Source organism: Mesorhizobium sp. 8 (assembly GCF_006351905.1).
Lineage (GTDB): Bacteria > Pseudomonadota > Alphaproteobacteria > Rhizobiales > Rhizobiaceae > Mesorhizobium > Mesorhizobium composti.
In genome coordinates this window covers 3,519,704-3,539,857 of sequence record NZ_CP040914.1, presented here as the reverse complement: position 1 = coordinate 3,539,857, position 20,154 = coordinate 3,519,704, and the positions used below count along the sequence as shown (strand labels likewise).

The following is a 20,154-nucleotide window of genomic DNA, read 5'->3' as shown; positions in this document are numbered from 1 at the left end:
CGGCCGCAGCGTTCTGGCGGCTCAGTTGGGATTTGGGTTTGGGGTAGAGCGTGCATGCGTAGAGACCTGCATGATCCGGCGCCATCGCGACAAGACGGCATGGACGAGACGGGAACCAACCTTTCCCGGCGCGCCGCGCTCGGCGGCCTGGGTGCGGCGGCCCTTCTCGGCATCGCCGGCTGCTCGCGCTCGGTGGACATGCCGGCGCTCGGCCTCGACACCATAACCACCGGCTCGATCAAGCCGAACCGGCCGGTGCCGCGCATCAGCGTCGACAGCCATGTGACCAGCCCCGACGTCATGTACGCCGCGCTGACCGACGGCGGCTTCGCCGTGCCGGCCGTGCCCTACCAGAAGGTCAAGGCCGAATTCCGCCGGCAGATCGTCGTCGACCCCACCGGCGAGGCGCCCGGCACCATCGTGGTGCATACGCAGGAACGCCTGCTCTATCTGGTGCAGCCCGGCGGCGACGCCATCCGCTACGGCGTCGGCGTCGGCAAGGACGGCTTCCGCTGGTCCGGCCGCGCCAACATCCAGTACGGCCGCGAATGGCCGACCTGGACGCCGCCGCCCGAGATGATCCAACGCAAGCCCGAACTGGTGAAATGGCAGAACGGTCAGCCCGGCGGCCTGACGAACCCGCTCGGCGCGCGTGCCCTCTACATCTTCCAGGACGGCCGCGACACCGGCTACCGCATCCACGGCTCGCCCGAATGGTGGTCGATCGGCAAGGCGATGTCGTCGGGCTGCGTGCGGCTCATCAACCAGGACATCATCGACCTCTACAGCCGCGTCTCGAAACGCAACCCCGTCGTGGTTGTTTAAGGCAGTAAGACAGTAGGGCATTAAGGCAATAGGAAAGGGCACCTACTGCCCTACTGCCCTACTGCCCTACTGCCCTACTGCCCTACTGCCCTACTGGCCTGCTGCCCTACTGCTCCACCTTCTCCATTGCACCGCCCGCCAAGACAGGCGAATGTGTCGTGTCCCACAACAGGAGCGGCGCAATGCCCGAAACCTTCGTCATCGCGCAGGGCGGCGGCCCGACCGCCGTCATCAACCAGACCGTGGCGGGTGCCGCGCTGGAGGTCCGCAAACGGCATCCGGGCGCCCGGGTGCTCGGCGCGCGCCATGGCGTGCGCGGCATCCGCGACGGCGACTATGTCGATCTCGCCGCCATCCCCGAAGAGCAGTTGCGGCTGATCGGCAATACGCCGGGCGCCGCGCTCGGCTCGACCCGCGACAAGCCGGACGCGGCCTATTGCGACGTCATCCTGAAAGGCCTGCACAAGGCCGGCGCCGACGCGTTCATCTATATCGGCGGCAACGACACATCCGGCACGCAGCAGATCCTTACCGACGCGGCCGGCGGCAGGATCGCCTTCGTGCATGCGCCGAAGACCATCGACAACGACCTCGAGGAAAACGACCATGTGCCGGGCTTCATGTCGGCGGCCGAGTTCGTCGCCGGCGCCTTCCTGTCGGTCGACCTCGATTTCCGCGCCCTGCCGGGCATCTATGTCGGCATCGTCATGGGCCGGCATGCCGGCTTCCTCACCGCCGCGTCCGCCGCGTGGCGGCTGGACGCGGAGAGCGGGCCGCACCTGATCTACGTGCCGGAGCGCGCTTTTTCGACGGAACGCTTCATCGACGACGTGAAAGCCTCGCTCGCCCGCCACGGCCGTTGCGTCGTCGCCGTCTCCGAAGGTGTGTCGACCGCCGACGGCAAGGCGCTGGTCGAAAGCCTGGTGCCGGCGGACCGGCTGGAGCGCGACCAGCACGGCAACGTCAAGCTCTCCGGCAGCGACCTGACGGCGGCGCTGGAACGGGCGCTGGCAACGGGCCTGCCGGGCAAGCGGGCACGGGTGGATGCGCTGGGCTACATGCCGCGCGGCGCCATCTCGGCCATCAATGCCGTGGATGCGCAGGAAGCCTTCGAGGCGGGTGCCTTCGCCGTCCAGGTCGCGGCGGAAGGCGGTGGCTCCGTCGCCCTGCAATACGACGGCACGCGCACGGTGCTGAAGAAAGTGCCGCTGGTGAACGTCGCCGGCAAGACCCGCCACATGCCGGACGATTTCCTGCAGCCGGACGCCAATGCGCTCTCCGAGACGGGCATGGCCTATTTCAAGCGGCTGGTTCCGGAAAAATACAAGATCGGCAAGCCCTTTGTGTAAGGCGGCGGGAATCTGATGGAAGGCTGGTTCTACCGGGCCGTCGTCGACGCGGCGACGACGATGCTGACCGAGCCCTTCGTCAATGACTATATGCGCGCCAACATCTGGCACCTCAGGGGGCGCGACGCCGACCTCCTGGTCGATACCGGCATGGGCATCTGTCCGCTGGCGCCCGAAATCGATACGCCGCCGGGAAAGCCGCTGATCGTCGTCGCCACCCATATCCATCTCGACCATGTCGGCTCGCTGCACGAATTCGCCGACCCCGCCGGGCCGGCACGGAGCGCCGCCGCCTTCGCAACCATGCCGGACGCGGCGACCTATGCCGACGAGTTCCGCACCATGGAGGCGCCGGTTTCCCGACCTCCGCATGCCGGCTGGAGCGCGGCCGACTACCGCATCACGCCGGCGCCGCTGACGCGCACGCTCGACGAAGGCGACACGATCGATCTCGGCGACCGGCTGTTCACGGTGCTTTGCCTGCCCGGCCATTCGCCCGACTCCATCGGCCTACTCGACGAGAAGGACGGCCTGTTCTTCAGCGGCGACGCGATCTACGACGACACGCTGCTCGACGATCTGCCGGATTCCGACCGCGAAGCCTATCGGCGCACCATGGCGCGGCTCACCGACCTGCCGATCCGCATCGGCCATGGCGGCCACGGACCGAGCTTCGACGAGGCACGCATGCGCGCCATCACGCGTGGCTATCTCGATCGCTCCGAAACGCGCTGACGGCACGGCATCCGTCATCTGAAATCGCTTCCGGTGCCGCCGCCATGGTTAACGATTGGTCAGCTGGCTTGCCTGTTGGGCCGCCTAACCCTCCCGAACGGTTCCGTTTCGGTTGACGCTGTGTCCAACACGGTATGAACGGCGGGCAAGGTATGCTTTCGCGTATCGGCCAGCGCATTCCTTTTCAATCGATTGATATCACACCGGAAAATTGTGGCGCCGGCAGCTGCAACCTGATTTCAAGGCCGGGATTCATGGTCCAGCCGGAACATTTTCGTGATTGGAAACCGCCGTTTCGAGCCCCCAGATCGGTGCTGTCCGAACGACGCAAATTCCTCCCAGGACACGCCGCAGACGGACGGAAAATTCAAATTTGGAGTACCTTAAAATGAAGAAGATCGCTCTTGCTACCGCTGCCGTTTTGACCCTGACCGGTGCGGCTTTCGCCGAAAGCCCGACCGACAGCGGCGCGGACATCAATGTCATCGCCCAGCAGCAGAAGCTGGACAACGTCCGTACCTCCTCCATCGGGAATGAGGCGCCGGCCGTCAAGGTGTTGGCCCCCGCCAACACGATCGCCGAGCAGAACATCTATGACGTCAGGACGGGCCATCGGGACTTCGGCAACCGCTAAGGTTCGGCCCTGCATGACACCAAGAGCGGCGGGCATGCCCGCCGCTCTTTATTTTTCAGCTCGTCCCGTCAGGACGCCAGCTTCCCAACGAAGCACAGTTCGGAACCACCGCTCAGGCCGCTTCGGCCGCCGGCTCCTTGTGCAGGAATGAGCGGCCATCCTTGTCGAAGATGTGCAGATCGGCCGGATTGGCGGCGAGCCGAATCGTCTGGCCGCGCTTGACCTCGGCGCTGCCGGGCAGCTTGGCAGTCAGCGGCTGGTCGCCACGGCCGATATCGATATAGACGAGCTGCACTTCGCCGAGTTGCTCGATGTAGTCGACCTGTCCGCTGAACAGCGTGTCGTCGGGGTCCTCGGTGACGAACAGGTCCTCCGGTCGCACGCCGAAACTCACCGTCTCACCCTTGGCCGAGGCCGGCGTGGCGATCGGCACATGAGCCACCGTCTCCGCCGCCAGCCGCACCGCCGTCGGCGAGCCCGGCCGCTCGATGGTGGCCAGCAGCACGTTCATGGCCGGCGAGCCGATGAACTGCGCCACGAACAAGTTACCGGGCTTCTTGTAGAGATCCATCGGCGTGCCGACCTGCTCGACATGCCCGTCCTTCAGGACGACGATGCGGTCCGCCAGCGTCATCGCCTCGACCTGGTCGTGGGTGACGTAGATCATCGTCGTCTCTGGCATGGATTCCTTCAGCTTGGCGATCTCGATGCGGGTTGCCACACGAAGTGCGGCATCGAGATTCGACAGCGGCTCGTCGAACAGGAAGACCTTTGGATTGCGCACGATGGCGCGGCCGATGGCGACGCGCTGGCGCTGGCCGCCGGACATGGCGCGCGGCAGGCGGTCGAGATATTTGGTCAGTTGCAGGATTTCGGCCGCCTGCTTCACGCGGCGGTCGATCTCGGCCTTGTCCTCGCGGGCGATCTTCATGCCGAAGGCCATGTTGTCGTAGACGGTCATGTGCGGATAGAGCGCGTAGGACTGGAACACCATGGCGATGCCGCGCTTCGACGGCGGCACGTCGTTGACCACCTGACCGTCGATCTTCAACTCGCCCGACGTGATCTCTTCCAGCCCGGCGATGGTGCGAAGCAAGGTCGACTTGCCGCAGCCGGACGGGCCGACGAAGACGATGAACTCGCCCGACTGGATATCGAGGTCAATGCCGTGAAGGACATGCACGTTGCCGTAGGATTTCTTCACCTGCCTGAGCGTCAGATCGGCCATGATTTCCCTCCCTCTTGATCTCTTGTCCGGTCAGGCGAGACGCCCGAACCACGCGCCGTAGCCGCCGAGCTTCACGCGCCCCGAGGCGGCCTCGCCGGCAAAGCCATGGCCCGAGACCGGCTGCGCCGTCAGGCTGGCGCCGAGATCGACCTCGGCCGCCTTGCCGCCGAGGTTGAAGACGCAGACCAGCCGTTCGTTGCCCTCGCCGCGCGTAAAGGCGACGGTATCGCCGTCGCTCGGCAGGAAATCGATGTCGCCCTTCACCAGCGCCGGATGGAAACGGCGGAAAGCGAGGAAGCGACGATAGTGCTCCAACAAGGAGGCCTCTTTGCCTTCCTGCTTATCGACGGCCTTGGCCAGATGCTCGGCCGGCACCGGCAGCCACGGTTTCGCACTCGAAAAACCGCCGTTCTTCGCTCGGCTTTGCCACACCATTGGCGTGCGGCAGCCGTCGCGGCCCTTGAATTCCGGCCAGAAGCGGATGCCGTACGGGTCCTGCAGGTCCTCGAAGGCGAGGTCAGCTTCGGTGAGGCCCAGTTCCTCGCCCTGATAGAGGCAGACCGACCCGCGCAGCGACATCAGCAGCGCCGACACGACCTTGAGATAGGCGGCCGGGTCGGGCTCACTGGTCGCCCAGCGCGAGGCATGGCGCTTGACGTCATGATTGGAGAAGGCCCAGCACGACCAGCCGTCCGCCGCCACGCGACCGAACTCCTGCAAGACCTGACGCACCTTCGGCGCGCTGATCTTCTCCGGCGCGAGGAAATCGAAGGCATAGCACATCTGCACGCGCCTGCCGCCTTCGGTGTAGGCGGCGACCACTTCAAGTCCGCGTTGCGAATCGCCGACCTCGCCGACGGCGGCGGCAGCCGGGTACTCGTCGAGCAGCGCGCGGAAGCGTTCGAGAAAGCCGAGGTTTTCCGGCCGGCTCTTGTCGTAGAGATGGTCCTGATAGTTGTAGGGATTCACGGCCGGCGCGGTCTGGTCGTTGCGCTCTTCCGGCGGCAGCGCCGGATTGTCTTCCAGCCCCTCGGAGTGGAAATAGAAATTGATGGTGTCGAGGCGGAAGCCGTCGACGCCGCGCTCCAGCCAGAAGCGGGTGATATCGAGCAGCGCGTCCTGCACTTCGCCGTTGTGGAAATTCAGGTCCGGCTGCTCGGACAGGAAATTGTGCAGGTAATATTGCTGGCGCCGCGTGTCCCACTGCCAGGCCGAGCCGCCGAAGATCGACAGCCAGTTGTTGGGCGGCGTGCCGTCGGGTTTCGCGTCGGCCCAGACGTACCAGTCCGATTTGGGATTGTTGCGGCTTGTCCGGCTTTCAACGAACCAGGGATGGTTGTCGGCGGTGTGCGACAGCACCTCGTCGATCATCACCTTCAAGCCCAGCCGATGCGCCTCGGCGACCAGCGCGTCGAAGTCAGCAAGCATACCGAACATCGGATCGACGTCGCAATAGTCGCTGACGTCGTAGCCGAAGTCCTTCATCGGCGACTTGAAAAAAGGCGAGATCCAGATGGCGTCGGCGCCGAGGGCGGCAATGTAGCCGAGCCTTTGCGTGATGCCTTTCAGGTCGCCGATGCCGTCGCCGTCCGTGTCCTGGAAGCTGCGCGGATAGATCTGGTAGATGACGCAGCCGCGCCACCAGTCGCGATCGACGGCCGGCATCGGGTTCTCGGCCTTGCGCAGGGCGGTTTGCATGATCAGCCTCCTTTGACCGAGCCGGCCAGCAGGCCGCGCACGAAGTAGCGTTGCAGCGAGAAGAAGACGATCAACGGCACGATGATGGTGACGAAGGCCGAGGTCGTCAGGATCTCCCAGTCGCCGCCGCGCGAGCCCAGCAACGCGTTGAGCTTGGCGGTGAGCACGATCTGGTCCGCTTCGGTTCCGAGGAAAACCATCGCCACCAGCAGATCGTTCCATACCCACAGGAACTGGAAGATGGCGAAGGAGGCGAGCACCGGGAAGGACAGCGGCAGCACGATCTTGACGAAGATCTCGAAGTCGCTGGCGCCGTCGATGCGCGCCGATTCCATGATCTCGCGCGGCAGGCCGGCGATGTAGGAGCGCAGCAGGTAGATGGCGAAAGGCAGGCCGAAACCGGTATGCGCCAGCCAGATGCCGAGATAGGTCTTCGACGGCACGCCGAAGAAGGTGCCGACGCCGTTGTAGAGTTTCAACAGCGGGATCAGCGACATCTGCAAGGGCACGACGAGCAGACCGATGACGACGGCGATCAGCAGCGCCCTGCCCGGAAACCGCATCCAGGCCAGCGCGTAGGCGGCGAAAGCGGCGATCAGGATGGGGATGACGGTCGCCGGGATCGTCACCGTCAGCGAGTTCAGGAAGGAGCGGCCGATGCCTTCGGAAAACAGCACCGTGCGATAGTTCTGCGTGGTGAATTTCGGCGGCGAGGAGGCGGAATAGTAGACGCGCCGGCCGCGCTCGCCCTCGAACGCCTTGGGTGAGGCATAGACGTATGAGCCGTCCTCGTTGACCTGCAAGGTCTCGCCGTCGCCGAGGTCGGCGACCTCGCCGGCCTTGTACCTGGTCGGCTCCTGCGAGCGCGTGCCGAAGGCGGTGATCTTGCGGGATTCACCCTCCTCGAACAGGTTGCCGGCGATCTGGAACCTGCCGTCCTTCTCGACCTGGTCGGCGGCGGTGCCGAGGCGCCCGGCCTCGGTGCGGGTGGAGGAGGTGAGCGCCGTCCACCAACCGGAGGCGACGATCTGGTCCTTGTCGCGCAGAGAGGAAATCAGGATACCGAGCGTCGGCACCGTCCACAGGGCGACGAAGAACAGCACGGCGAGGTGGACGCCGAAGCGGCCGACCACGGACTTTCCGCTTGAACCCGCCATCTCAGTGCCCTCCCGTTTCCCTGTTGGCCTGGCGGATGTTCCAGACCATGATGGGAATGACGGCGATCATGATGATGATGGCGATGGTGGCGCCGCGGCCGAAGTCGCCGCCGCCGCGGAACATCCAGTCGAACATCAGGTTGGCGAGAACCTGGCTGTTCCACTGGCCGTTGGTCATGGTGAGCACGATGTCGAAGACCTTCAGCACCAGGATGGTGATGGTGGTCCACACCACGGCGATGGTGCCCCAGATCTGCGGCACCATGATCTTCCAGAAGATCTGGAAAGGATTGGCGCCGTCGATCACCGCCGCCTCGATCGTCTCCTCGGGAATGCCGCGCAGCGCCGAGGACAGGATGACCATGGCGAAGCCGGTCTGGATCCAGATCAGGATGACCATCAGGAAGAAGTTGTTCCAGAAGGGGATCGATATCCACACATGCGGATCGCCGCCGAGGCCGGTGACGATGGCGTTGAGGATGCCGATCTGCGTCTGGCCCTCGCCCTTGTACTCGTAGATGAACTTCCAGATCACCGAGGCGCCGACGAAGGAGATGGCGAGCGGCAGGAAGATCAGGCTCTTGGCGATGGTGCCCCACCAGATGCGGTCGGTGAGCACGGCGATGATCAGGCCGAGGAAGGTGCAGGCGGCCGGCACGACGGCCAGCCACAACACGTTGTTGAGGATGGAATTGCGGAACTCGCGGTCGCCAAAGGCCCATTCGTAATTGGCGAGGCCGATGAAGTTCTGGCCGCCGCGGTCATGGAAGGACAGCCACAGCGTGTCGATCACCGGATAGATCAGGTAGACGATGAGGATCAGCATGGCCGGGCCGATGAACAGCCACGGCCGGATCAGCCCCTGCCGGCGCATATTGTCGACCGCCGCGGCGCCGCTGACGCCGTGCGCCGGAAAGACCAGGTCGAGCAGCTTGTTGGCGCCCCAGAAATAGGCGACGCAACCGCCCACCCCGATGACGATGACGAGAACGGCAGAGAAAATCTGCGATGCCATAATTCCCTCCTCTCATGCGGACCAATCTATACGGAGGCTGCAGTCTGCTTCTGCTTGCCTGCAAATGCCGGCGCCGCCCCTCACCTGCCTGCCGGCATCCTCTCCCCGTGAACGGGGAGAGGAAGGATTGCCGCAACCTTGCCGCCCAAATTCCGCCGTTGAGGCTTGGCGAAAGCTGCGATGACAGCGCCCCTCTCCCCGTTCACGGGGAGAGGATGCCGGCAGGCAGGTGAGGGGCAGCGCCGGCTTGGGAGGATGCGCCTTTGCGCCGCCTACTTGATGGCGTCCCAGCTCTTCTGGATATCGGTGGCGACATCCTTGGCCGGCTTGCCGCCGACGAGATCGACCATGCCGGTCCAGAAGGCGCCGGCGCCGATCTTGCCCGGCATCAGGTCCGAGCCGTCGAAACGGAAGGTGGTGGCGCTGGTGAGGATCTCGCCCTGCTTCTTCAGTTGCTCGTTGGCGTAGGCGTCCTGATTGACCGTCTTAAGCGGGGTCAAAAGGCCCGACTGCGCCATCCAGATCTCATGCGCGAGCGGCATTTCGAGGAACTTGATGAACTCGCGCGCCGCCTTGGAGTCCTTGGTGATCATGGCGAAGGTGCCGGCACCCAGCACCGGCTTGCCGAGATCGGGCTTGGAGGCCATCGGCGGCAGGTAGAAGAAGTCGGCATCGGTGCCGAGCTTGGTGCCCTCCGGGAAGAAGGAAGAGATGAAGGACGCCTGGCGGTGCATGTAGCACTTCGGCGGCACGGTGAAGAGGCCCTTGGGGCTGTCGCGGAAGTCGGTCGCAGCGACCGCCGCATGGCCGCCGTCGACATATTTGTCGTTGGTGGCGATGTCGGCGAAGATCTGCAAGGCGTTGACGACAGCCGGGTCGTTGAACGGAATCTCGTTCTTCGTCCACTTGTCGTAGACGTCCGGCGCCTGGGTACGCAGCATGATGTCCTCGACCCAGTCGGTGCCCGGCCATCCGGTGGCGCCGCCGGACCCCAGCCCGATGCACCAGGGCGTTCCGCCGTCGGCGACGATCTTGTCCGACAGCTTCATCATGTCTTCCCAGGTCTTGGGAACCTCGTAGCCGGCCTCGTCGAAATTGTCGGGCGAGTACCAGACAAGCGATTTCAGGTCCGCCTTGTAGGGGAAGGCATAGAAAGCCTTGGCGCCATCCTTGCCGGCATAGGTGCCGAGATCGACCCAGGACTGGCCGGCGCCGTAATTGTCCTTGACGAAGGCGGCGACGTCGTCGCCAAGCGGGGTGAGCAGGCCCTTGGAAGCGAGATCCTGGATCAGGCCGGGCTGCGGCAGGATGGCGACGTTCGGCGGGCTGCCGGCCTGGGTGTCGATGACGATCTGCTGCTCGTAATTCTCGGAGGACGAGTATTTGAGCGTCACGCCGGTGGCTTCTGTGAAATAGTCCAGAACGGAGCGCACCAGCGCCTCGTCCTCGCCGCGCCACGGCCCGAAGATGGTCAGCGTCTCGCCCTTGAGATCGACCTTCTTCAGCGCTTCGTAATTGTCCCAGTGGAAGCGGGCATCCTCGCCCGGCTTGAATTTCAGGTCTGCCTGCGCGGGTGCGCTGAGAGCGAGGGCGGCAAAGGCCACGCCTGCCAAAAGCATCTTTCTCATTCGCAGTCCTCCCTTGAAAAGAATTGCCGACGGAACCTCCATTCCGCCGCCGACGGCGCTTCGACTGCGCGCCCGACGTCAAGGAACCGCAACCTTTCGATCGGTCATTCAAAGCGCTTTGGCTTATTCACATCTCGCCACCGAAAGTCCGGCTAGTCAAGAGGTCGCAATATAAATCGATTTAATTTGATCCTGAAATTTCAAATGTGCGATGCAACACCGATTTTTGGCAATGCAGCAGGCATTACGGCTTTAAACCATTTCTCCCAGCTTCTATTGTCCGACAAACGTGCGCCGCGATTCCGACAAGGTCGCGACGATGGTTTTAAAGCGCTTTGAGGTCCGGAAGGCAGCTATGAACCTCAAACAGCTCTCCCATATGCTGGAGCTTTCGCAGACGACGGTAAGCCGGGCGCTGAACGGCTATCCGGAGGTCAACGAGGAAACGCGGCGGCGCGTCATGGACGCCGCCAAGCGGCACGGCTACCGTCCCAACCCGAGCGCGCGGCGGCTGGCGACCGGCAAATCCGGCATGATCGGCTACGTGCTGCCGACGGGCGCGGCCGTCAGCATCGATCCGCATTTCGTCGAGTTCCTGTCCGGGCTCGGCGACTACGCCCGCGGCCACGACCTCGACCTTGTGCTTTCGCCGGCCGACGCCGACGACGAGGAAACGACCTACCGGCGCATCGCCGCCAACCGGCAGGTCGACGCCGTCTACGTCTCCTCGCCGCGACCGAAGGACCGGCGGGTGGCGCTGCTCGCCACGCTGGCCCTGCCCTTCATCGTGCACGGGCGCAGCGAGGGGCTGGACGCCGACTATCCTTTCATCGACATCGACAACGAGGGCGCCTTCCACGAGGCGACGCGGCTTCTGGTGCAGCTCGGCCATCGGCGCATCGGCCTTATCAACGGCGACATACGCGAAACCTTCGCCATCCATCGCGAGCGTGGCGTGCGCCGGGCGCTGGCGGGCAGCGGGCTCGCGCTCGAAGACCAGGCCGTCGTCTCGTCGGCAATGACGGAGGAGAACGGTTACCGCGCCGCCCGGCGGCTGCTGGAGAGCAACGGACGGCCCACCGCGATCCTGTGCTCGAGCCTCATCATGGCGCTCGGCGTGCAGCGGGCGGTCAGCGACCTCGGCCTTTCGGTGCCCGGCGACCTGTCGCTGGTGGCGCATGACGACGTGTTCACCTGGCTGCAGCCGGAGAATTTTTCCGTGCCGCTGTCGACGACGCGCTCCTCCATCCGCGCCGCCGGCGCGCGCGTCGCCGAGCGGCTGGCGGCGCGCATCTCCGGCCTGGAGGACGGTGCGCGCGGCGAAGTCTGGCCGGTGGACCTGGTCGTGCGCGGCTCGATTGCCGGCGCGCCGGTGTAAAATCAATATTCAGCGCCCTCGGCGGACAGGTGCCGGCCATATGCCGGCACGCAGCGTCTTCATCGCCAGCCCGCGCGCCAGCGCTTCCGCATCGGCAGCCTTTGAAGCCATGGCCCGGCGTTTCGGGATCAGCAACCCCTGCGCCAGCGCCGTCGGGCGGGCCATGAGCCGCGACAGGAACGGCGCGCGCGAGCCGGATGCACGCGAAAACCGCGCCGGCATAGTGGAGCGGGCGATATAGGCGGCGACTTCGTCCGTCCAGCCGCTTTCGAGGCGGGCGCCGGGTTCGAGCACAAGCAGCCAGTCCGATCTGGCCGCGCCGACGGCGGCGGCGAGCCCTCCGGTCACGACATGGCAGCCGGCATGTTCGGCGACCGCGAGCGTGCCGTCGCCCGACCCGTTGTCGCGAACGATGACTTCGCGCACGACGCCTTCCACCGCGCCGCCGACGAGGCAGGCGAGCGTGCGGGCAAGGCCCTCCTCGTCATCCAGGGTATCGATCAGTACCGAGAGCATCGGCAAGCCCGATAGCGCAAAGCGTGCCGCAGAGCCAGCCGTGCGCCCGCTTCTCAAAAAGTTCTTGCTTTGTTCTCATGATCGAAATAGGAATAATTTCATGAGACAGGCGATTCAACAGCCAGCGGACAAGGCCTGGGAGCGGGCGAAAATGGAACAGATCGTGCGCGCCGACATTGCAGCCTTCGGAGCAGGACGCACCGACATGGCCAATGCGATGATCGAGGAAAGCGGCATCCGCATCCGGCCCGACCGCAATCGCGGACGGTCGGCCGGCATCAATCCGTCCGGCCGCTTCGAGCCGGTGACGCGGCATGTCTTCGACGACGGCTGGAACTCCATCGAGGAGCTGCCGCCGTTCAAGACCGAGGTGCAGGTGGAGAAACCGCGCACCATCATCACCCGCAACACGTCGCCCGACATCTCCTTCGACCGCTCGATCAACCCCTATCGCGGCTGCGAGCACGGCTGCGTCTACTGCTTCGCGCGGCCGACGCATTCCTTCATGGGGCTGTCGCCGGGGCTGGATTTCGAAGCCAAACTGTTCGCCAAGCCGGATGCCGCGAAACTGCTCGACCGCGAATTGTCGAAGGAGGGCTACCAGCCGCGCACCATCGCCATCGGCACCAACACCGACCCCTACCAGCCGGTGGAGCGGCAATGGCGCATCATGCGCGAGATCCTCGAAGTGCTGGAAGCGCGCGGCCATCCGGTCGGCATCGTCACAAAGTCGGCGCTGGTGGTGCGCGACATCGACATCCTGTCGCGCATGGCCGAGCGGGGGCTGGCCAAGGTGGCGCTGTCGGTGACGACGCTCGACCGCGCGCTGGCGCGGACGATGGAGCCGCGCGCCTCGACGCCGACCAAGCGGCTGGAAGCGATTCGCCAGCTTGCCGACGCCGGCATCCCGGCTTCCGTCATGGTGGCGCCGATCGTGCCGGGCCTGACCGATCCGGAGATCGAACGCATCCTCGATTCGGCCCGCGCGGCGGGTGCGCTGGAGGCCGGCTACGTGATGCTCAGGCTGCCGCTGGAGGTGGCGCCGATCTTCAAGGACTGGCTGCTCAGGCATTATCCCGACCGCTACCGGCACGTCATGTCGCTGGTGCGCTCCATGCGCGGCGGCAAGGATTACGATTCGGAGTGGGGCAAGCGCATGAAGGGCGGCGGGCCCTATGCCTGGCAGATCGGCCGCCGCTTCGAGATCGCGGCAAAACGCCTCGGCCTGAACCTGCAACGACGCGTGCTGCGCACCGACCTGTTCGTGCCGGCACCGAAGCAGAATGAGCAGCTCATGCTGTTGTGACCGCTTTTTCAACGGTTTGCCCGCGCTTCCACCCGGCGGCGCGGGCATGGAAATCCCGTCCGGCCCTGTCCCCCGGCCTTGACGGTGCCTCCCGCCCCGCCGCCCCAGCGGGCCGGGAGGCCTTGCGGAGAATCGGAACCGATGCGAGCCTCGCCGCAACATGGCTCGCGCGCGTTCCGATTCTCCGCTTCTCTTCGAGATGGTCGAAAAGCCGGACTTCGCCATCGAGGCGAAGGCGGCGGCCAATGGCCTGTGGCCGGTCGCCGGCATGGACGAGGCGGGTCGCGGCCCGCTGGCCGGCCCGGTGGTGGCCGCCGCCGTTGTGCTCGATCCGAACCGTATCCCGGAAGGGCTGGACGATTCGAAGCGGCTGACGCTGGCGCAGCGCGAGGCGCTGTTCGAGGCCATCCTGGCCAGCGCGCAGGGCGTGGCGATGGCCTCCGTCTCGGCCGAGGGCATCGACCGCATCAACATCCTGCGCGCCAGCCTGGAAGCCATGCGCCGGGCGGTCTGCGGCCTACCGGTGCGGCCGAAGCTGGCGCTGGCCGACGGACGCGACGTGCCACCCGACCTGCCCTGCGAGGGCCGCGCGCTGATCAAGGGCGACCAGCGCTCGCAGTCGATCGCCGCCGCCTCCATCGTCGCCAAGGTGATGCGCGACCGCATGATGGCCGGCTGCGGCAGCGTCCACATCCACTACGGCTTCGAGGTCCATATGGGCTATGCGACGGTGCGGCACCGCAGCGCCATCGATATCCACGGACCCGTCGCGCGTCTGCACCGCACGTCCTTCGCGCCGTTCCGGCTGGGGGCGGTCGAAGTGGAAGAATAGGCCTGCCTGTTCGTGCGTCCTTCGAGGCTCGCTCCGCTCGCACCTCAGGATGAGGACCGTTGTAATGGGGTGGATCTTTTCCCCACTATCCAGCGCATGATCGGCTTACGACCGTCCTCATCCTGAGGTGCGAGCGAAGCGAGCCTCGAAGGACGCACAAACAAAAAAGCCGCCGAAACGGCGGCTTTTTCGATTCCTTCGGTGTCGCCGAACTCAGTTCAGCTTGGCCTTCACCTCGGCGAGCGACGCCTTGAACAGGTCGGCGCCGACCTTGGCGTCGACCTTGTCGCCCAGCACCTTGCGGGCGGCTTCGACGGCGAGGTCGACGGCGCTCGAACGCACCTCTGCAATGGCCTCCCGCTCGGCCTGGCCGATCTTCTGCTCGGCCAATGCGGTGCGGCGCGCCACGTAGTCCTCGGTGCGCTTGTGCGCCTCCTCGGCCAGAACCGACGCCTCATGCTTGGCGGCCTCGACGATCGCGGCGGCCTCCTGCTCGGCATCCTTGCGCTTCTTCTGGTAGTCGGCGAGCAACGCCTGCGCTTCCTCACGCAGGCGGCGCGCCTCGTCGAGTTCGCCGCGGATGCGGTCGGCGCGCGTGTCGAGCGCCTTGTTCACCATCGCCGGAACCTTGATGTAGAGGCAGATGGCGACGAAGATCGCCAGGCCCACCAGCACCCATACAGATGCCCAAGCTGTTGCGTCCATCTCGTCCTCCTCAGCCGGCCGATTTCACGGCGGCGGCGACAGCCGCCTTGTCGGCCTTGCCGACGAGCTGCTCGACGATGGCCGAAGCGGTGCTCTCGGCAATGGCGCCGACGTCCTTCATGGCGCCGGCCTTGATGCCGGCGATGCGGCCCTCGGCCGCCGCCAGCTTCTTGTCCAGCTCGGCCTCGACCGCCTTGCGGGCGGTTTCGGCCTCGGCCTTGGCTTCGTCGCGCGACTGCTGGCCGATGGCGTTGGCTCTCGCCTTGGCCTCGGCCAGTTCCTGCTCATAGGCGGCAACGGCGGCGTCCGCCTCGCCCTTCAGCTTGGCGGCCTGGTCGAGATCCTGCTGGATACGGCCGGCGCGCGTGTCGAGGATGGTGCCCAGACGCGGCACGATGACCCGCTTCAGGAAGACGTAGAACAGGCCGAAGGTGATGGCCAGCCAGACGAGCTGGGAAGCGAAGGTCGCGGAATCGAACGGCGGGAAGCCGCCACCTTCGTGAGCGGCATTGCCGGGCACTTCCGTGCCGGCATGCGTGTCGGCTCCGGCATCGGCCGGCGCCGCCTCTTGCCCGTAGGCAGGTGTCACGAACATGACGGTGTTCCCATGTTCCGGCCGGCCGCGCCGTGGCGCGGCGGCCGGGCTTCAAGCCTTGTTGATCCCGATCAGCCGAACAGCGCCAGGAGCGCGATCAGCAGCGAGAAGATGCCCATGGCCTCGGTCACGGCGAAGCCGAAAATCAGGCGGCCGAACTGGCCGTCGGCGGCAGACGGGTTGCGCAGCGCGCCCGCCAGGTAGTTGCCGAAGATGTGGCCCAGGCCGATGCCCGCGCCACCCATGCCGAGGCAGGCAATGCCGGCGCCGATGTACTTTGCTGCTTCAGCTTCCATTTGATCACTCCTTGAATTGGAAAGGCTGCAATTTTCTTACTAGTGCGACGGATGCAGGGCGTCCGCCAGATACATGCAGGTGAGCACCGCGAAGACATAAGCCTGTAGCGCCGCCACCAGGACTTCCAGGGCCGTCAGCATCACCACCATGGCCAACGGCAGCACCGCGCCCGCCATGCCGACGGCGCCCATGGCGCCGAGCGAGACGACGAAGCCGGCGAACACCTTCAGCGTGATGTGGCCGGCCAGCATGTTGGCGAAAAGACGAATGGAGAGGCTGACCGGGCGCGACAGGAAGGAGACGACCTCGATCAGCACCACCAGCGGCATCAGCGCCACCGGCACGCCGCTCGGCACGAACAGCTTGAGGAAGCCGAAGCCGTGCTTGGCGAAACCGTAGACGACGACGGTGCCGATCACCAGCATCGCCAGCGCGAAGGTGACGATGATGTGGCTGGTGACGGTGAAGAAATAGGGGAACAGGCCGAGCAGGTTCGCGACCATCACGAACATGAACAGCGAGAAGACGAAGGGGAAGAACTTCATGCCGTGCGTGCCGGCGGCGTCGCGCAGCATCGAGGCGACGAACTCGTAGGACATCTCCGAGATCGACTGGAGACGCGACGGCACCAGCGCGCGGCCGGCGGTCGAAAAATACAGGAAGGCCCCTGTCAGGACGACGACGACGACCATGAACAGCGACGAATTGGTGAAGGACACATCATACCCGCCGACGTGAATCGGGAAGATCGGGTTGATATGGAACTGGTGGATCGGATCGACCTTGTCGGCTGCAGCCACTTGCTTTACCCCGTCGCGCCGCTCGGACGCCCTCTTCAATCCTGTCCGCCAGAGCGCTTGCCGCCCCGGCCGAAGTCGGCAACCAGCCCGGCCGCGCGCAGGACATTGAGGATGCCCGCGCAAAAGCCCAGCAGCAGGAAGACGATCAGCCCCCAGGGCGAGGTCCCCGCCCAGCGGTCGAGCACCCAGCCGATGCCGATGCCGACCGCGATCGCGGCAATGAACTCGCTGGACAGCTTGAATGCCTGGGCATAGCCCGAGACACTCCGCGTCTGGCCCGTGTCTTCCCCCTCGAGCCGGTCCGGGCGTCTTGTCGCAAGCTTTGCTCCAAGCTCGCGCCGGCGGCGCTCAAGATCGTCGTCGCGCAGGTTGGCCACGTCCTCGTTTCCAGGCCCGGTCTTTCCGGTTCCGCCTGGCCCTTTTTCATCGGCCATCGCAACCTCCGCGCCCGGTCAGACGACGGTCGTCTGCCCGCTTCAAATTCGCGGGCAACATAGTTTCAGGCCCTGCCCCCGTCAAGCCGCAGGCATGGTCTAGGTCTAAAGTATTTTCCCTATAGAAATCAGCCTATTAGACGGGTGCGACATCCTGCCCGCCCGATCTTTTCCCCGCCAGTCCCGGAAATCTGCCCCGGATGGGAAGGTTTTTGCGGCGGTGCGGCACGCGGGCCGCCGCCGCTCAGCTCCAGCCGCCGCCATAGGTGCGGTAGAAGATATGCAGGCCGATCTTGACCATCTTGTGCATGGAGCGCGCCCAGCCGGGATTGACGTAGCTGGCGTAATAGTGAGTCGAGGAGCCGACCTCGGGCAGGAATATCTTGCCGGCGGTGACGGCCATGGCGATCTCCTTGGCGGTCTTGTAGCGCGACGGCTCTGTGACGACGTCCTTCCTGCCGTCGCAGGCGAAGGAGAACTGGCAGGCGTTGCGCCAGTGCTCGTTCTGGTAGACGACGCCGCAGATCGAGGCCGGATATGCGGGATTGCGCACGCGGTTGAGCACCACCTGGGCGACCGCCGCCTGGCCGCGCAGTGATTCCGAGCGCGCCTCGAAATAGATGGCGTTGGCGAGGCAAATCTGCTCCGGCTTGGAGAAGACCGAAGCCGGCAGCGCGGTCTGCATCCATGCGTGATCGCCCTTGCCGACCGGCGGGATGAAGCGGCCGTTGTCGGGCTCCTCATCCTTCAGCAGCGCCTCGAAGGGCGAGACGGAGGCGTAGTCGGGCGCGGCCGGCGCGTAGGCGGTGGCCAGCACATCTGCCTTGTCGTTGGTGACGAGGGCCGCCAGCATCGCCGGCACGCCGGGTTCGGCCTTCTCCTCCCTGGCATGGAAGGCCGAGGCGATCTGGACCTCCTTGCCCTTGATGTCGGGCTTGGCGAAAGCGAGCTTCAGGCCGCTGTCCATCGAGGGCCTGAGCAGCGACGAGGTGCGCTCGAAGATCGAGCCGGCGGAGAAATTCTTCGGCGGCGCCACCGGGGCCATCTGCAGGATGCGGCCCTGCTTGCCCGAGCGCACGACGCGGTCCTCGTCTGGCGTCTCGCCGGCGATGCCGCTCTTGTTGGTGAAGGCGACGGTGCCGATGCCCGGCAGTTCAACGCCGGAGCCCGAAATCTGCCGTGCCACCGAGCCGGTGACGGTGCCCTTGTCGATGAACGGCATCTCCGCGCTCTGGACCGAACCGGCAACCGCCTTCTCGATGACGGCGTTCCAGCGGTCCTTCGGCGTTTCCAGCCCGCTGATGAGGCTGGTCATGTCCTGATAGGCGGCGACGGTGGGAAAGCCGATCCAGATGCCGAGCCCGACGACGAGAGGCGAAAGAAAACGCTTCTTCTCACCGGCGGCTTCGGCAAGCCGCTTCACCAGACCTCGATGCACGGAACTCTCCAGGACGCGAACTGACCCCACTGGAGAAGCACAATGCCGCGTTAACCTTGATGGTCGGTTAATGGTCGGCAAATCGGTCGACGTTTTTCGGTAACTGTTTCTTAAGGCTGAAAAGGCCCGAGCCGATGGTCAGTTCCGCTTCTTCGCCCGCCCCGCGAACGGGTTGTCGGACGTGCGCAGCGCAATGCGGATCGGCACGCCGGGCATGTCGAAGGCTTCGCGCAGGCTGTTGGTCAGATAGCGCACATAGGATTGCGGCACGGCGTCGGGGCGCGAGCAGGAGACGACGAAGCCCGGCGGCCGGGTCTTGGCCTGGGTGACGTATTTGATCTTCAGCCGGCGGCCGGCGACGGCGGGCGGCGGATGATGCGCGAGAATGCCTTCCAGCCAGCGGTTGAGCTTGCCGGTCGAGACGCGGCTGTTCCAGATCCGGTGGGTGCGCACCACCGCATCCATCAGCCGGTCCAGCCCGCGACCGGTTTCCGCCGACACCGGCACGGCCTGGATGCCGCGCACCTGCGGCAGAAGCCGCTCGGTCTTCTCGCGCAGTTCCGCCAGCACGCGCTGCGGTTCGTCGATCATGTCCCACTTGTTAAAGGCGATGACCGGCGCCCTGCCCTCGCGCACGATGAGATCGGCGATCTGCAGGTCCTGCTTCTCGAAGGGAATGGTGGCGTCGAGCACGATGACGACGATCTCGGCGAAACGGATGGCGCGCAGGCCGTCGGCCACCGACAGCTTTTCCAGCTTCTCCTGCACCTTGGCCTTGCGGCGCATGCCGGCGGTGTCGAACAGCTTTATCCTGCGCCCCTTCCAGTCCCAGTCGACCGAAATGGAATCGCGGGTGATGCCGGCCTCCGGGCCGGTGAGCAATCGCTCCTCGCCGATCAGCGCGTTGATGAGCGTCGACTTGCCGGCATTCGGCCGGCCGACCATGGCGATGCGCAGCGGCTTGGTCTCGTCATAGGCCGGTTCGGCATCGGGATCGGCGATGTCCTCGCCGATCAGCACTTCGGAGCCGGCCGAGCCGTCCTCGCCCTCGGCTTCCTCGTCCTCGCCCAGCGCGCGCGCCTCGCCGAGTGCCTCGATCACTGCGTCGCGCAGATCCGGCAGGCCCTGGCCGTGCTCGGCCGAGATCGGCACCGGCTCGCCCAGGCCCAGTTCCCAGGCTTCGAGGAAGCCGCCCTGCGAACCGCGCGCCTCGGCCTTGTTGGCGACCAGCACCACCGGCTTGCCGGAGCGGCGCACCACTTCGGCGAACGTGCGGTCGTCCGGCATCAGGCCGGCCTTGGCGTCGACCAGGAAGAAGATCAGGTCGGCTTCGTCGATGGCGATCTCGGTCTGCGCGCGCATGCGGCCGGGCAGAGACGCCGCCGGCGCATCCTCGAAGCCGGCGGTGTCGATGACGTCGAAGGCGAGGTCGTAGAGTTTCGCGGGATGGACGCGGCGGTCGCGGGTGACGCCCGGCGTGTCGTCGACCAGCGCCAGCCTGCGGCCGGCAAGGCGGTTGAACAGCGTCGACTTGCCGACGTTAGGCCGGCCGATGATGGCGACTTTGAAGCTCATCGGCCATCG

At 65.6% G+C, this 20,154-nt stretch carries 20 protein-coding genes; 7 read left to right on the top strand and 13 right to left on the bottom strand.

Annotated elements, in window-relative coordinates; translation table 11 throughout:
- Positions 1-99 precede the first annotated feature (99 nt).
- The 4 genes from FGU64_RS17145 (at position 100) to FGU64_RS17130 (ending at position 3,543) form a co-directional block, all read left to right on the top strand.
- Positions 100-825: a L,D-transpeptidase gene (locus FGU64_RS17145; RefSeq protein ID WP_246671142.1), complete on the top strand. Its 726-nt coding sequence runs from the start codon at positions 100-102 to the stop codon at positions 823-825.
- A gap of 182 nt (positions 826-1,007) precedes the next feature.
- Positions 1,008-2,174 carry a diphosphate--fructose-6-phosphate 1-phosphotransferase gene (locus FGU64_RS17140; protein WP_139954268.1) on the top strand — a complete coding sequence of 389 codons (1,167 nt, stop codon included), beginning with the start codon at positions 1,008-1,010 and terminating at the stop codon, positions 2,172-2,174.
- 15 nt (positions 2,175-2,189) lie between these two features.
- The gene (locus FGU64_RS17135) at positions 2,190-2,909 is read left to right on the top strand and encodes an MBL fold metallo-hydrolase (protein ID WP_139954267.1); all 720 of its coding nucleotides are present in this window, start codon (positions 2,190-2,192) and stop codon (positions 2,907-2,909) included.
- A 388-nt stretch (positions 2,910-3,297) separates the two neighbouring features.
- Positions 3,298-3,543, top strand: coding sequence for a hypothetical protein (locus FGU64_RS17130; RefSeq protein ID WP_139954266.1), 246 nt, complete (start codon positions 3,298-3,300; stop codon positions 3,541-3,543).
- 112 nt (positions 3,544-3,655) lie between these two features.
- Here FGU64_RS17130 and ugpC read toward each other — a convergent pair whose 3' ends face one another.
- The 5 genes from ugpC to FGU64_RS17105 form a co-directional block, all read right to left on the bottom strand.
- Positions 3,656-4,771, bottom strand: coding sequence for a sn-glycerol-3-phosphate ABC transporter ATP-binding protein UgpC (ugpC, locus tag FGU64_RS17125; RefSeq protein ID WP_139954265.1), 1,116 nt, complete (start codon positions 4,769-4,771; stop codon positions 3,656-3,658).
- Positions 4,772-4,801: 30 nt separating this feature from the next.
- Positions 4,802-6,469 carry an alpha-glucosidase family protein gene (locus tag FGU64_RS17120; protein ID WP_139954264.1) on the bottom strand — a complete coding sequence of 556 codons (1,668 nt, stop codon included), beginning with the start codon at positions 6,467-6,469 and terminating at the stop codon, positions 4,802-4,804.
- A gap of 2 nt (positions 6,470-6,471) precedes the next feature.
- On the bottom strand, positions 6,472-7,626 hold the full coding sequence (locus FGU64_RS17115; protein ID WP_139954263.1) for a carbohydrate ABC transporter permease: 1,155 nt from the start codon (positions 7,624-7,626) through the stop codon (positions 6,472-6,474).
- Position 7,627: 1 nt separating this feature from the next.
- Positions 7,628-8,641: a sugar ABC transporter permease gene (locus FGU64_RS17110; RefSeq protein ID WP_139954262.1), complete on the bottom strand. Its 1,014-nt coding sequence runs from the start codon at positions 8,639-8,641 to the stop codon at positions 7,628-7,630.
- A gap of 272 nt (positions 8,642-8,913) precedes the next feature.
- Complete coding sequence (locus tag FGU64_RS17105) at positions 8,914-10,269, bottom strand: ABC transporter substrate-binding protein (protein ID WP_139954261.1); 1,356 nt, start codon at positions 10,267-10,269, stop codon at positions 8,914-8,916.
- A 355-nt stretch (positions 10,270-10,624) separates the two neighbouring features.
- Here FGU64_RS17105 and FGU64_RS17100 point away from each other — a divergent pair, with 355 nt between their 5' ends.
- Positions 10,625-11,647, top strand: coding sequence for a substrate-binding domain-containing protein (locus FGU64_RS17100; RefSeq protein ID WP_139954260.1), 1,023 nt, complete (start codon positions 10,625-10,627; stop codon positions 11,645-11,647).
- Between the two features lie 9 nt (positions 11,648-11,656).
- Here the strand turns inward: FGU64_RS17100 and FGU64_RS17095 are convergent, their stop codons facing one another.
- Positions 11,657-12,163 (bottom strand): glycosyl transferase family 2, encoded by a 507-nt coding sequence (locus FGU64_RS17095; protein ID WP_139954259.1) that lies wholly within the window; start codon positions 12,161-12,163, stop codon positions 11,657-11,659.
- 151 nt (positions 12,164-12,314) lie between these two features.
- Here FGU64_RS17095 and FGU64_RS17090 point away from each other — a divergent pair, with 151 nt between their 5' ends.
- The gene (locus tag FGU64_RS17090; protein WP_139955426.1) at positions 12,315-13,469 is read left to right on the top strand and encodes a PA0069 family radical SAM protein; all 1,155 of its coding nucleotides are present in this window, start codon (positions 12,315-12,317) and stop codon (positions 13,467-13,469) included.
- 160 nt (positions 13,470-13,629) lie between these two features.
- Positions 13,630-14,301 carry a ribonuclease HII gene (locus tag FGU64_RS17085; RefSeq protein WP_139954258.1) on the top strand — a complete coding sequence of 224 codons (672 nt, stop codon included), beginning with the start codon at positions 13,630-13,632 and terminating at the stop codon, positions 14,299-14,301.
- 213 nt (positions 14,302-14,514) lie between these two features.
- Here FGU64_RS17085 and FGU64_RS17080 read toward each other — a convergent pair whose 3' ends face one another.
- The 7 genes from FGU64_RS17080 to der form a co-directional block, all read right to left on the bottom strand.
- On the bottom strand, positions 14,515-15,006 hold the full coding sequence (locus tag FGU64_RS17080) for a F0F1 ATP synthase subunit B (protein WP_136354608.1): 492 nt from the start codon (positions 15,004-15,006) through the stop codon (positions 14,515-14,517).
- A gap of 10 nt (positions 15,007-15,016) precedes the next feature.
- Entirely contained in the window at positions 15,017-15,601 is a 585-nt protein-coding gene (locus FGU64_RS17075; protein ID WP_139954257.1) for a F0F1 ATP synthase subunit B, read from the bottom strand.
- Positions 15,602-15,672: 71 nt separating this feature from the next.
- Positions 15,673-15,897: a F0F1 ATP synthase subunit C gene (locus FGU64_RS17070; protein WP_136354606.1), complete on the bottom strand. Its 225-nt coding sequence runs from the start codon at positions 15,895-15,897 to the stop codon at positions 15,673-15,675.
- A gap of 39 nt (positions 15,898-15,936) precedes the next feature.
- The gene (locus tag FGU64_RS17065) at positions 15,937-16,698 is read right to left on the bottom strand and encodes a F0F1 ATP synthase subunit A (RefSeq protein WP_139954256.1); all 762 of its coding nucleotides are present in this window, start codon (positions 16,696-16,698) and stop codon (positions 15,937-15,939) included.
- Between the two features lie 35 nt (positions 16,699-16,733).
- The gene (locus FGU64_RS17060) at positions 16,734-17,132 is read right to left on the bottom strand and encodes an AtpZ/AtpI family protein (RefSeq protein ID WP_139954255.1); all 399 of its coding nucleotides are present in this window, start codon (positions 17,130-17,132) and stop codon (positions 16,734-16,736) included.
- A 244-nt stretch (positions 17,133-17,376) separates the two neighbouring features.
- The gene (locus FGU64_RS17055; RefSeq protein ID WP_139954254.1) at positions 17,377-18,570 is read right to left on the bottom strand and encodes a cell wall hydrolase; all 1,194 of its coding nucleotides are present in this window, start codon (positions 18,568-18,570) and stop codon (positions 17,377-17,379) included.
- A gap of 138 nt (positions 18,571-18,708) precedes the next feature.
- Complete coding sequence (gene der / locus FGU64_RS17050; RefSeq protein WP_139954253.1) at positions 18,709-20,145, bottom strand: ribosome biogenesis GTPase Der; 1,437 nt, start codon at positions 20,143-20,145, stop codon at positions 18,709-18,711.
- Between the last annotated feature and the right edge of the window lie 9 nt (positions 20,146-20,154).